General features: G+C 44.8%; 8 protein-coding genes. 2 read left to right on the forward strand and 6 right to left on the reverse strand.

Annotation, left to right across the window (positions count from 1 at the left end; translation table 11 throughout):
• Nucleotides 1-31 precede the first annotated feature (31 nt).
• Both ACI49J_RS06325 and ACI49J_RS06330 read left to right on the forward strand, forming a co-directional pair.
• Nucleotides 32-3,274 (forward strand): DEAD/DEAH box helicase, encoded by a 3,243-nt coding sequence (locus tag ACI49J_RS06325; RefSeq protein WP_240254755.1) that lies wholly within the window; start codon nucleotides 32-34, stop codon nucleotides 3,272-3,274.
• A 2-nt stretch (nucleotides 3,275-3,276) separates the two neighbouring features.
• The gene (locus ACI49J_RS06330; protein ID WP_240254753.1) at nucleotides 3,277-5,337 is read left to right on the forward strand and encodes a hypothetical protein; all 2,061 of its coding nucleotides are present in this window, start codon (nucleotides 3,277-3,279) and stop codon (nucleotides 5,335-5,337) included.
• Here the strand turns inward: ACI49J_RS06330 and ACI49J_RS06335 are convergent.
• The 6 genes from ACI49J_RS06335 to ACI49J_RS06360 all read right to left on the reverse strand — a co-directional run bounded on the left by ACI49J_RS06335 (nucleotide 5,334) and on the right by ACI49J_RS06360 (nucleotide 13,458).
• Nucleotides 5,334-5,951 carry a PD-(D/E)XK nuclease family protein gene (locus ACI49J_RS06335; protein ID WP_240254751.1) on the reverse strand — a complete coding sequence of 206 codons (618 nt, stop codon included), beginning with the start codon at nucleotides 5,949-5,951 and terminating at the stop codon, nucleotides 5,334-5,336. The two genes, ACI49J_RS06330 and ACI49J_RS06335, sit on opposite strands and share 4 nt — an antisense overlap.
• A 134-nt stretch (nucleotides 5,952-6,085) precedes the next feature.
• Entirely contained in the window at nucleotides 6,086-6,244 is a 159-nt protein-coding gene (locus ACI49J_RS06340) for a hypothetical protein (RefSeq protein WP_240254749.1), read from the reverse strand.
• A 156-nt stretch (nucleotides 6,245-6,400) separates the two neighbouring features.
• Entirely contained in the window at nucleotides 6,401-8,134 is a 1,734-nt protein-coding gene (locus ACI49J_RS06345) for a DNA/RNA helicase domain-containing protein (protein ID WP_240254748.1), read from the reverse strand.
• A gap of 321 nt (nucleotides 8,135-8,455) precedes the next feature.
• A complete protein-coding gene (locus ACI49J_RS06350; protein ID WP_240254747.1) occupies nucleotides 8,456-9,346 on the reverse strand; it encodes a metallophosphoesterase in 891 nt (296 codons plus the stop codon).
• Between the two features lie 137 nt (nucleotides 9,347-9,483).
• Entirely contained in the window at nucleotides 9,484-10,320 is an 837-nt protein-coding gene (locus ACI49J_RS06355) for a hypothetical protein (protein ID WP_409366325.1), read from the reverse strand.
• A gap of 402 nt (nucleotides 10,321-10,722) precedes the next feature.
• Nucleotides 10,723-13,458 (reverse strand): Eco57I restriction-modification methylase domain-containing protein, encoded by a 2,736-nt coding sequence (locus ACI49J_RS06360; protein WP_409366326.1) that lies wholly within the window; start codon nucleotides 13,456-13,458, stop codon nucleotides 10,723-10,725.
• Between the last annotated feature and the right edge of the window lie 168 nt (nucleotides 13,459-13,626).

Below are 13,626 nucleotides of genomic sequence, written 5' to 3' on the forward strand. Positions count from 1 at the left end.
TTTGATTCGCTTTAACGATATGTGCGTGAAAGTGAATGATAGGCACTATGTTCCGGCCTCAAAATACAATGTGGTCCATGATTTTGATGCAACGCTAACGGTCCTCGACCTCGCATATCTATTTTACGCCTATCATAGGCCCGAGTCCCGTGGGGCTAAGGACTTTGACTCCTGTGGGGCTAAGGACTTTGACTCACTAGTAAACGTACTCAAGTCGAGCCGTCTTTTGATAGACCTTCCGTGTCACGATGATACATTAAATAAAGTCTTGGAGTCCTTGGATAATCCAGCCATGGAAATCAATATAGAATCTAGCAACGTTTTCAGATATTTCAAAATGCTAGATGAAATTCGACATATGAAGGGTAACGACGAAATGAGACGAGTTATAAAGATGGTTAAGGAGAGAAAGGGTGAATGTTACAAGACTGCATATGGGGAACTTCTTAGACTTTACAGGTATGAGGGTGCTCTGCCTGGTTCTACTCTTGATTTTAAATCGCCGTACTACGTTTTAGAGGCGTATTTGCTCCCCTTCATTGAGGAATACATACCCAACCCTAAACACGATGCAGGCGAGGTTTGCGATCAGGATACCTTAATTGTATGCAGAAGTTTGGGATTTGAGGGGGGAAAGAAGCAAGACTCCTACAAATTTTACCTAAACTCCTACCAATTTGAAATGATTAAAAGGCTGAAGGAAAAAATAAATAAACCAAAACTGGGAATTATTTCAGCCCCCACAGGTTCTGGAAAGACTTACGTTTTCTCGGTTTATCTCCTTATGAAACTTCTTAAGGTAGGAGGTGTGGGTTTAGTTATTTATCCCACAAAGACCTTAGCAAGAGAACAACTTGAGAAATTCATTAAATTAGTTTATTACATAAACAAACAAAGTCAGAAGAAGATACACGTATATATCCTAGATGGGAGTAGTAGATCGAGCAAAGATTCTAACAAGTCTGAGGACTTTAGGGGAGGTCTTGAACTTGACATCGAGGAGTCCAAATTGAGACTTAAATATAAAGAAGGTAAATTGTTTCTAGTAGATCCTAATGACGTGATTGTTGAGGAAGTGGATTGGCTAAGCGACGACAAAGATGCGGAAAGAATAGAGGCGCCTGCAATTGTTATATCAAATCATTCGATGATATCTAACCATCTGGATCGAAGTGTGGGACGAAATCATTGGATTGAGAGCTTACTCGATAATCTAAATACACTTGTTATAGATGAAGCTCATACATTTTTGAATTCAAAGGATCTGTCTGATTTCATGCATTTTCTTATCCTTAGAATATTTTTGTATTTAGCTCTAAAACAAGGAACCCAATTGGAGGACATGGGAAAGGCCTTTAAGGAAGTAATTAGTGGTAGGTCTTTCGACATATTGATTTCAAGTGCGACCATGGAAAGCAGGAATATATTAGAGGAAAACGTTCTCATTACCCAACTAGCCGGAATTGATCTTTTAACAGCACCAAAGGGAAATAGTTCACCTCCTGATCTTTCAGCTATTTTCCGTGGTCCACTAGATGGCCTTTATCAGGAGGTCATATACATCCCTTACTACTCTACTTTTGACAGGAATAATTCCAAGAGGAAGTTGGTGGTAACATCTATATTCTTTCCCTCTCCCTCGAATTCGTATACGACGCATTTTATTGAAGCCTTGAGCACATCTCTTCTATGGAGCCTTGGATTAGGTAGCACTATTAGAAAAATCACCAACATGCAATACGAACCTCACGTACTTGCCTTCATTGATAGTAAAGAGACCCAGGGTGAGGTTTTTAGAAATTTTGTAGGGAGAGGTCTTTCACAAGAGGAATTCCATAAGGATAAACTCTTTATCGAAAATAAAGCCACTAAGAAGACATATCCCAAGGAAATACTCTCGGCTCTCAAGAAGGCAGCCGCCAACAACATTGGTAATATGCACAGTGATGATTATAGCACATTTATGAGATATTCTCACCTCCAGTTCTTTATGAACATGAACGAAATTAATGCGTTTCTTCAGGGAAAATTGGATCAGGAAAAGGTTGCATTCATTGAAGGTTTGGCAGATGATGTGACTCAAGCATCTAAAGGGAGTTATGGACAGAGCTATATTCAGGGTCGCCATGGTCACTTTGTAATAATGCATAATGCCGATGTGGAGGCCAGAAATAGGATTGAAGGTATCCTATCCCAAGGAAAGTGGAATATCTGCTTATCGACTTCAACCCTGGAAATGGGGGTTAATTTAGGGAACGTAAACGTGGTGATGCAGTTAGGAAAACCTTCCTCGGGTGACAGCTATATTCAAAGACTTGGTAGGAGCGGCAGAAATAATCTGTCGTTCAGGATATCATTTGGAGCCGTCTTTCTAAAAAACTTAGGTGAAGATATCTCATACCTTGATGAGAGTAGAGCCTTTAAGGATCTATTTAGTGTTGAGATTAAGGGCTTTGGTAGACAGTTGGACGACGAGACTTTAACACGTTATGGAGTACTTCTCTATAAGTTTTTGAGAAAGCTTGTTCCAGACAGCGAGCAAACGATCCTTGAAGATTTAATAAGAAAATATAAAAAAGATCCAAATAGAATAATACCCATTATAGAGGAGATAAATAGTAATAAAGAGAGATTAATAATAGGGTTAAAGGAATACATGCGATCAGGCAGTACAGTAATTAAAAGTTCTGGGCTCCACAGTTTAGCTTATCTAAATGATGAACTGATTCAAGTACTTAGCACCATAGCAATGCAGGGATTAGTAGATACCAATAAAGAGCTCTTTGAAAAGATAAAGCCGATCATTAACAAATTACGTGAATACAATAAAGCTAACAACATGGAGATTTTAATATCTCAAGAATTTATGTCATTGTATGGGAGTATTAGAGATCTTCTCCAGAAAATTCGAAAAGATAACAAATACACCGATCAGGAAAAATGGATAGATAAAGCGGAAAAAATTTTAGGGAATATACTTGGAATAAATCTCTTTGACGATGTTATCCGCAATGCATATCAGGAATCTGACACCGAATTAGAAGATAGAGTGGATTATTTCCTGCTTGGAGGTAGGATTCCTCACCCTGCAGTAATCTCCGATATACAGGGAGAGAGGCTCGATATTAACGTACTAAGAGTTGTCCGGTCAGTGGAGAATAAACACATTAAAGCTCCGATATTCGATATCATCGTTCAAAGACGATCCAGAGGATCACGTAAAAACAGAAGTGATCTAATCAGAACTATCCCGTTTAAGTATTACAGGTGGTAGTAATGAGTATACCATTTCCAAACTATGACTATAGGAGCGTGTATCTCGGAGAACTTATGATTAATAATAGTAAATTAGAATTATATGGAAATTACTTTGGGTACTTTAAGTTGGAACATAACGGACGACGAAAGGAAATCATGATGCCAATAAATCCGCTAGGTACTTATGCTTCTAGGATTCCTCTTGAAGGGTACGAGAAAATATTTAGAGAGCTAAAGGATAGTAAATTTATAAATACAGAGAAAAGAGTATGTCCTGTACTCTTTGTAAAGAATACATACTATGGTTATCCGAAAGATGTTGAATATGTAGCAGGTGTTTCATTTGACCTAGAGGAAGAAAAGATTAAGGGCGATAGTATAATTTACATACTAGGATATTCAATTTCAAGCAACAAAGACAATATAGCCGCCACGAGTGCCACCAAAGCAAATAAAAAGATATTTTTTAGTCTTATCGTTAATAAAATTTTATTTGATAAAATAAAAAATTTTAGTGGGTTGGATGTTAAAGTAATTACTACGGATGGAAAATATCTAGTTTCATCAGCCGAAAGTGTCAGAAAATGGATAATGAATTCTCGAGATGTAAAGACATATCTTAGACAGACTCCTCTGATCCCTGACCTACTGACAAATGATATGACGGAATCGGCGGTCACTAAAAGTGGAAGCCTTGAGTTGATTCATCTAGGATCTCAAATATCTGGAAGGGCATATTTGTATTCTGAGTCCAGTAAAAAATGGAATAAAAGAAAATTATTCTATATACATCCAGCAATAATTCCTTTCTCATTTATTTTTCCTGTCAATCACAAACATACGCCTTTACCTAAGGACACGATTGTTGATGCTTTTGTTCTGGACGTACCTTTTATGGGGTTAGACTGGCAAAAGGTAGAAAAACTGGTAGACTGGTTGTTTCTTAAACACAAAGAATCATTAATTAAAATTCTTTTAAATAGACAGCTATTAGTATCACTAGTAAATATTCTTTCCAACAAATTTATTTACATTAAATCGAGTGAAGTTTCCAGGAAAATCTATGGTCTTGAAATAGACATCAATGCTCGATTATATCAAACCAGATTGAAGTTTTTATCTCCTTCATTAGGTAAAATACTGGAAATATATAATAGTTCGTCGGTTGAAAATAGTCTAGACGTCGTAGACCTCATAATAAGCATGTTAAAACCATTCCTTGATGAGAATAATGTTTTATCTAAAATAAATATTGATAAGATAGATAAATATACTAGACTGTTATTAAAGAAATCCATAGGTGTGTTCGCGTTAACCCATGGTCTCCACGGTGCTTCTCACCTTATTATGAAAGTACTATCTGACATCTCTGGATTAGACCTTTTTGGAGAAAGAATAATTATCAGAGTTAAGAATGATCAATCCCCACATTTTAGTAGCTTAATACCACAAAATGACACGGTTGTAGAGAATACATTTCAATTTAAGTCGGGGAATGATTTTAGATCGGATGTAATTGTCTTTGCCAAGAAAAGTTACACATATGAGTATGTAAGGGATGCTCTTCAGTCGCTAGGCTCTAGTATAGATCAAATTATGAGGGATGAGCTAAGGATTATCCTAGCCAGAGAAGGGAGTGATGCTTGTGAGAGGAACTTTGAACAGGAGAGGAGGTTACTTAAATCTGCTCGAAATTTGATCCTTTCCTCGATTCCGCGTGGTAATGATATTGACAATGTTATACGCAATTACATTAACAATAGGATCCCGGCATCTAGGACATTATCGAGGTTCCTTTTTGACCATTACATAAGAAGGGAAATAAAGAATGAACTAAACCCCGCTAAAAACGAACTGCCGTTAATCAATAGATTAGCCCAATTCTCAATTCCCTACTATGTGCCCCAGTGTGTCGATGGATGCTACAACTGTGTACTCGTACCCAGAAACGTGGGTCAAGGAATGTGCGATATGTCTCCGCTTGAACAGGAGATGAAAATTAGCAAGTGGGCCGCACTCTGTCTGTTAAAATACAAGGGATGGGTGGACTACCCTTGGGTTGATTGCAATCTTTCTTAGCGCTTAAACCTTACGAGTGGACAATTTTCATTTTGACATAAATTACAATCCCTGTTCATGATGTAGGTTCCCTTATCCTTGGGCATGTAGTGAAGCGCCTCCTTCAGGTTCTGCGGATTATCCTTCAGAATCAAGTAAACATATTTCCTGGGGACCGTGACAGTCTTATCGCTAATCTTGAGTGAGGTCGATTTCCCCTCTCCGCTATAAAACGGATTCCTATACACCAGCAGGAGGTGAATGTTCTTCCCTGAAGCCTCGTCACTTCCCATGACTCCTTGATCCTCTGCCATGCTCTCAAACAACAGCTTATAGATCATTAGCTGCAACCCGTCTATTAAGGTCCCATAGAACACGTAAGACGATTTTATCTCCGTGAGGACCAGATCATTCCCAGATCTGCATAGAACGTCAACTCTGCCTTTTAAGTTATATCCTGATACCTCATACTCTTCCTCGCATTCGAAACCAGCCTTTTCAAAGACAGACTTTATCTCTGATTTGATTTCATCGTGAAATGATTCCCTGCTCTCCACAAACTTTTCAAAATCTTGATTCATTACGAAATTATCACAGGCGTTGGTTGAGCGAGCTGCACTCTTTACTCCAGTCATGAAGGAAAATTGTAATCCATGATTAAATCCTTGGTGGTCTACCGCATTAACATGAAGACTCTCTGGATTATGTCATGTGCCATGTGGCGTAGGCCATTTCCATGTGACCCATTAATGTGGGTAGGCGCTGGCGCTTAGTCCACGAAATCCTCGAAGACAATGTTTCCATCATCGTCGTACACGACTGCGTAGACGTCTCTCCACTTCTTGAAGAGCTCGTCTATATCTTTAATTTCCTCCTCTTCTATCAGTATATAAAATGGCCCCCATTTAGTGTAAATTTTTGCTTTCATGCGGCAGCAGCAGCCGATCTAGTATAAATAGTTTACTTCAAGATCTTTTGGAGTGAGTCTAAACCATCTTCGCGACCTAAGGGCGTGACACCGTAACATGATCGTGATTCCCTTGGCGTGGCAGAGTGATCGGGTCGCGTCGGTCAATCCCCTTGATCAGGTACCCACAAGTGACCTGAGGAATTCCACCGTGTCCCTATCCTCGGCAAACACGTAGACTCCCCTGATACCCCTGGTGAGCATCACATAGTACCTGTTCCTGAGAAGGGTTAGAGCTCTCTCCCTGTCCTTCTTAGCTATCTTCTTGAGGGAGAATTTACCTCCTACGTCGTCGGTGATCGGGTCTGGGTTCACTTCCCACCTCCCCCTCCACACAAGGTCCCTTCCCCACACTACCCCAACATACTCCGCTTCAAAACCTTGGGCGCCGTACACGGAAGCGCACCTTGAGAGATCTTTCCTTTGCGTCCAGTAGACCGGGTAATCCTTCTTAGGGTCCATGAGCCAGGTAATATTCTCCTTTCCCACTATACCCTTGAGGTCAACTCCCTTATACAGCTCGAATCCAGATTGTAGAGGGTACCCAATCCTCACGTTCTTTAACCCATGCGGGTTATGCTCGTCCCCTTCAGACTCGGTGAAGGCGCAGACGAGGGCCCTATCCTCCTTCTTAGAGAGTTCGCTCAGCAGGTCCAGGATCGAGTCGAACACCCTGAACTCAAGGTTGAGGTTCTTGGCTCTCTCTGGACTCTGCCAAAGTAGCCTCTTAACCCACGACAGGTACTCCCTGGATTGCCTAAACACACTGCTCAGGTATCCCTCAACTAGCTGAGAGGGATTTGCAAACTGGAGAAACGCCTCCCTCGTGCCCTCTTCCTCCCCAATCAAAATCTGATTCTCGTCATAGAAGTAAACGCGAACGGTCCCCCTTGTCATTGAGGTCCTAATCACGTCCTTGGTCATCCTTTGGGCCTCATCGAATATGACCAGGTCAAGCTCCTCACTGAATTTGGGCTGACCTACCCCGTCCTGATACGCGGTTGAATAGAATCTTATGGCCCCACTCAGGGGCTTGAGCACATTTCTTAGGGTGTTGAGCAGGCGATTGTTCTTGTACGCTAGAACTGTCCTCTTCTTCCTCTTCAGGCCCTCGATCAACAAGGTGAGCGCCACGAGGGTCTTCCCAGAGCCACTCTCTCCTCTCACTAGATAGGTCCTATTCACGTTGTTGTCCAGGTCCTCCATGACCCTGTGAACTAGGTGTGCCTGTTCCTCTGTGAGTCCATAACCCCTAGATAGGAGGGCTTTGGAGGCCTGGTTCAATATCCTGGAGCTCTCCCTCTGCAGGAGTTCCACGAGGGCGTCACTTATGTGAAACTTACCGTTTACCACCCTGTCCAGGGCATCTCTCTTGAAGGGACCAAGGGAATCCACAAGCGAGCTGAGCTCTGCGGGATCGGTGATGGTCCTGCACCCCAGGTTGGGGTTGGCGTTATACGTGACCACAACTCCCTGAAACTTGATCCCAGAGGAATGGAAATAGTTAAGCTTGTTAACGTAATTCTCCACCTGGTAGCAGGGATTTACGTGAATCTTTCCATCGGCCTCAACCATGTAGTCGTCGAGAACCTTTACGTGTCTCCATCCCTTCATCTCAACGACTAGGCCCTTGTCGTCGTCCACGAAGATGAAGTCTGCCCTCTCCCCACCCAGGATTGGCATTTCAGCTATCACGGGGGTCTTTATTCTGGCCCTCTGAAGGAACTCCAGGCTACTCTTCCAGGCCATGACCTGTTCCAAAGAGGGATCCTGACTAAAGGTGAGCCTGTAGGCCGTTCGAAGGGTGTCAGGAGTAATGTCGTTCGGCTCATCAATTACGGGGAGTGACATGAAGTTGGGTGAAACTTTCAGAAAATAAACATTCTCATCTGCTTGAGTTTAGACGTGAGGAAGGGGAAACGTGAGGAATGCACATTGACTCTTCGTTTTTCCTTGCCCTCTGTGATCCCCTTCTAGAGCACTCATAGGATGATCCATTTACTGTACTAGGTATTTTGAAAGTAAAACACGGAACAGTTGAGTTGACTCTATTCTTCAGCTGGACTTTCTGCGTACTCGGGAGTCGGATACTTGAGTATAAGAATTGAAACGGATGAAGATGCGCTCCAGTACTTTCCCGGTTAATTAACGCATGGCTTGACCAGTGGACTGTCAAAGCTCTAGGAGGAAGAAGTTGTACGCGTTCACGTAATGCACTCCCTCAATCACGACGTGATCCTGCCTGCTTCTGTCGTGGAGGTGGCCATAAATCACGTACTCAACGTCATATCTCCTGATCACCTCATCCAGTCTCTCGCTACCGTCGAAGGCCAGGAAAAAGTCGGTGTACCTATCTCCAGTGGTTGCCACCAGTTCCCTCCTAGGAACATGATGCAGGACGACGATGGCTCTCCCCACCTTCCTCAGCTGGTCCTCGAGGATGTTCACGTTTCGTTGAAGGTAGTCCTCATTGGAGATCCCGAGGTTAACGTAGACGCAGTCGTTGAACCAGGTCCTGCAGTCGCAGAATCCTCGCTTTTCGCATATGGCTATCTCCTCCCTGGAGCAGTTGTGGGGGTTACAGTTCTCGAAGTCGCGGTCGGAAAAGTTGAGGTCCCTCGCGAAGGAGTAGTCGTACCACCCCGTGGTTCCCACCAGGTACAGGTCTTGGGTGATGGGGTAGGGACCATCAACCTGGAGAAGGGTCCCGTCGAATTCCCTGTAGACCTTTGCGAGAGTGCCCACCTTGCTCAGGCTAGTGATTTTCCTCTTCTCTCCCTCAGTCAGCCAATGCTCGTGGTTCCCGGGGACGGCAACGAGAGGACCCCTGTACACCTTCCTCAGTTTCCTGAGGAATTTCCTTAGGTCCTCGTGGGAGCCGTGAGTGAACACGTCCCCAGCCAGGACGAGAAGGTCAGCCTGCTTCAGGTAGGAGAAGAGCTTCAGTGACCTGTCGGAGTTGGGGTAATGAACGTCGGAGGCGAAGAGGATCTTCACGGGGTAATATTGTGTTCCCGGTTTATCTGTCTTGCAGAGTGTAGCAATGCAACATAAGGGTCGCATTCCGCCTCACGAGGACGAAAGGAGGAGGCTCCCTCACAATCCTCTTCAAGTTCCGTGAGGTTTAACGCTTGTAATAAGCTGTGGACCAGGGACGCTCAGCCTTCCTTGAGTCACGGCCATATCTTAATGAGTTCCGGTTAACCTCCTAGGCTATCGAAGTAGCTGAGTATCCTCTTGGCAACCTCTCCGTTGAATTGCCACATTAGCTTTTTGTCCCACTTTATCTCCTGGTTCGGATCATCCATCTGATAAAGTGTTGGATTTTCCTTGAACTTGAAGGTCTTAATCACGTAATCTAACTCATCCCTCGTGAGTCCATACAACTTCGCAACTATCGCGTTCAGCTCCGCCGTGAGATCTACTCTCTCCTTCATACTAATTTTCCTTGGCTTTTCGCCTACAAGATCGGTTAACTCCTTGAACTTGTCGTCGGGAGAGGAGAGAATGGCTGAGATTTTTAGTAATCTATACACTAGAGGAGAGGAAAAGTCGGGTCTAGGAACTCTTAGGTTCTTCATAATTTCTTTGATCAGATCTGTTTCTACAAATAACCTTACAATAAAGTCAAATACTAGACTGTTCAAAATGCCGAGGAGATAGAGACTCCACCTAAGATCTAAATCTGTCGTATACACGCACCAAACCTTAGAGGTGTAAAACGTAAATGGTGGGAGAATACACGCTATCACTGTCCTTACATCAGTCGATCTTGCTGTAGACCTATAACATAACTTAGGCTTTTCAAGGAACTCCTTGATCTTTGATCCTAATTTGGTTTCACTCAATTTCTCAATTCCGTCCTCAGGCAAAACAGTGAACTCGGGACTCTTGTAATATGGTAAGAATTGATGAAAGTTCTTACCCTCAATTAATGGCCATCCCTTTCCGTCAGTTCTAAATAGACCTCTAGCATTTGTCTTATCGAAACCTCTTAGAAACTGGATATTTAGTTGCTCTAACGATGGAAATTGCAATATCTTTTCTACGATCTTTAAATCATTTTTCGAGTATCTGGGAATTAGTTGAGAAGATGAAAATTTCTCTATAATGAAAGGATTTATTATCAGAATCTTATCTTTTTCCGTAGAAGTTTCTGGATTATTTAAAACAGAAAGATCCATTAATCTGAAGGCAGCTCTCACTTGTTGCGATTTATTTGAGTTTCTCCACACAAGAAGAGTGAAAGTATAGCTACTATGGATATCGGGGAATATACCTAGTTTATTATCGAAATCGTATAAATACTCAATTTGACCCCTACGTAATACTTCTCTCAGGGAGGATGAATCTGCTCCCTTTAGCAGGGTGCTTGGAACAACCACTCCCACGCTACCTTCTTTGCTAACTAAATTTATCATCCTTTCGAGGAATAGTTTCTAGAGGTTTAGTTCGCCTTTTTGTAACTTATAAATGGATTTCAACTTCTTTAAGCTTTTAAAGTATATAATCTCCTCCTTCCTCTTTCCTTTGTAATGCTCGAACTCTTCCCTTATTTTGGGATCCTCTAAATATTTCTTATATAAGGGTTCCTTTTTCGTTTTAGACGACAACCTCCTTATACCTGGAATTATTGTGTCAAAGAAATCATCATCCTTGGGGGTTACTTTGTCCCATGGGGGGTTTCCCACCACTACTGTGAAGCCTCCGCTTTCCATTTCATCTGGAAATTCAAGAGACCAGTGGAAGAACATGTGATCTCTCACTAGTCTTTCTAGCCTCTTCTTGTCCTCTTCAGATATCCTAGTTGGATCAATTAGTTTTGAGATCTTTTCAAGTCTTTCATCCATATATGAAGCAGTTATGACGTCATACCTCATCTTCTGTACGGGATCCTTGCTCTTCCTGTCCAGCTCTTTTTCCCTCTCCACATCCTCTAACGTTAGATCAAGAGAATCTCTAACTTCCCTCAGCCTCCGCCTCTTCTGGTCAAAGGTGAACAGATCCAGGGTTCCCCCCTCCTCCCTTCCCAGGACCCCAATCAAGCTATTCCCGGTCTTGAGATTGGTATCCAGATAGTTCAGAGGTAATCCCACGGATAGGGAGGAGAGCCACAGCGACAGCTTCGCCAACTCCACGGCCATGGGGTTAATGTCCACACCGTAGATGCACCTCTTCAGGATCATCCTCCTCAGGATCACATAGTCGTTCACGAGGGTCTCATCCACGTCGAACCCTTTCTCCCTCAACGTCTTGATAGCCTTCTCTCTCGCCTCCTTCACCCTCCCCGCGAGGGGTGAATCGGGATACTTCTTTACAAGCTCTATGGCCCACCTGGTTAGCTCCTCGAGGGCCCTCACCAGGAAGTGTCCGCTCCCCATGGCGGGGTCAAGTACTCTGATCCCGAACACGAGGTTCTCAATCCTCTCCTCTAGATCCTTCGTAGGATTCTCCTTGTACTCCTTCATCAGCCTGGAGAACTCCTCCTCCCTCTCCCTCAGGTGCGGTTCGAGGGCCTTCGTCACCAGGAACCTCACGATCTCATCCGGCGTGTAGAAGGCCCCGGCCGACTTCCTCTCCGGGCTGGGCTTCAGGAACACGTCGCCCTTCCTTATCATCCCCGTGGGCTTCTCCTTGAGATCGCTCAGGGCCTTCGCCGACACAACCCTACCATCCACGATGTAGCTGTCCTCCTCGGCCCTGGCCACGTCGAGTCCCAGGAGGCCCTCGTAGATGTCCCCGATCTGCCTCACGCCCAGCTCGGCGTAATCTATTCTCTCCTTCCCGTCAAACCCTAGGTCGCGAAGTGCTGGGAGGAGGAACTTGTTCCTCACCACTTTCCTGTCCAGGTCCCCCTCGTCGAACAGCTCGCTGTCGTAACCAGGGACGTTGTACTGGGGATCTCCATTCCTTATCACCCTGAACAGTCTCTTGAGTTCCACCCATATCTCATCCCCGTCTCCCCTGCTCTCAAACCCATCCAGCCTGCCCAGTAGGTTGTGGAGGGAGATCTCGGAGTACTTGGTCGGTTGCGATGACCTCTCCACGGGAAGTATTCCCCTGGACTCGGCGTAGAGGATGAAGAGTAACCTGAACAGGAGCCTGGTCGCGAGCTCCTTCGCCTGCCTCAGGTCCTCCTCGCTGTACTCCTTCAGGGGATCTAGGTCTAGGACCCCTCTCACCAGGTTCAGGAAGAGGTCCCCCTCCATTATCTTCTTCCTGAGCTGGTCCTGTATTGCCTTGCCCACCTTGGCTCCTTCCACCAGGATCTGGTCCAGTTTCCTCTGCCCGTTCACCTCCTGATAAACCTCGGGAGAGAAGAGGCGAATGAAGTACTGAAGCCTCGGATCCTCACCTCCCGCCCCCCTCAGGGATATCTCAAAGTAGTTGTCCGAGGACGGGGCCTTGGAGTAGTAGAGCCTCCACTTCACGCCATCGGTCACGAAGACCCACTCGTAGCTCCTGAGGAGGGAGATCGCCACGTACGAGGGGGCCACCTTCCCCTCCTGGATCAAGTCGAAGTCTGGCTTGGGGGAGATGACGCAGGCTCCAAGGGTCTTGTCCCTCAACCTGAGCTCAAGGATCCTGTAGGGTTGGATCTCGACCTCCCTCACTCCCCAACCCATGTGGGTCAGGACCCTCTCGGGGTTGCCCACGTGCTCGGCGACGCTCTTCCCATCGAGCTGAACCTTCACGTTGGTGAGCAACCTCGTCTTGAGATACTGCGTTGAGAAGAGACCCCTGTTCACGAAGTCCTGCCCTGCTTGAAGCTTGTCCTTGAGGTCGCCATACAACCTGTTCAGGGTGACCGTTACCTTCAGCTTGTTGGAGAAGTTGAGACCCGTGAAAACTTCCCTTAATGTCGAGAGAATTATCCCCCTGTTCGAGGGGATCACCTCGACGAAGAGTCCCTCGGTGTCCTTCCTACCCAGGTAGAGGAACAGCTGGGTCTCGGTCTGGATCACGTAAAGGTAGGACGGCTCCTTGGGGTTAAGCTTCTCCCTGTCGGAGGACCTGAATCTGTCAGCGAGGACCACGTAGATCGGCGCGTCCCCGGCAGAGAAGAGCCTCCATCCTCGGGGCAAGTTCAGGAAGGTGGTGCTAATCTCCTTGAGGTCTTGAGGGGATAGGTTAATTGCAGAAAGGAGGTCCTGCGTCTCCTTGTTGATCTCCATTAGATAAGCTTTAGGCAACCACATAATAAAGTTTCAAGATATTATCCCGTTTATGGTGGGGAGAGTTCAGAGAAACTTATGTCGTCACCTCTCCCCTCAAATGTGATACCACGAAATCACACTCTCTCCTCACGTGAAGATTTAAAACTCGCCACTAGACTATATCTC

The organism is Metallosphaera sp. D4-4 (genome assembly GCF_046245145.1).
Taxonomy (GTDB): Archaea; Thermoproteota; Thermoprotei_A; order Sulfolobales; family Sulfolobaceae; genus Metallosphaera; species Metallosphaera sedula.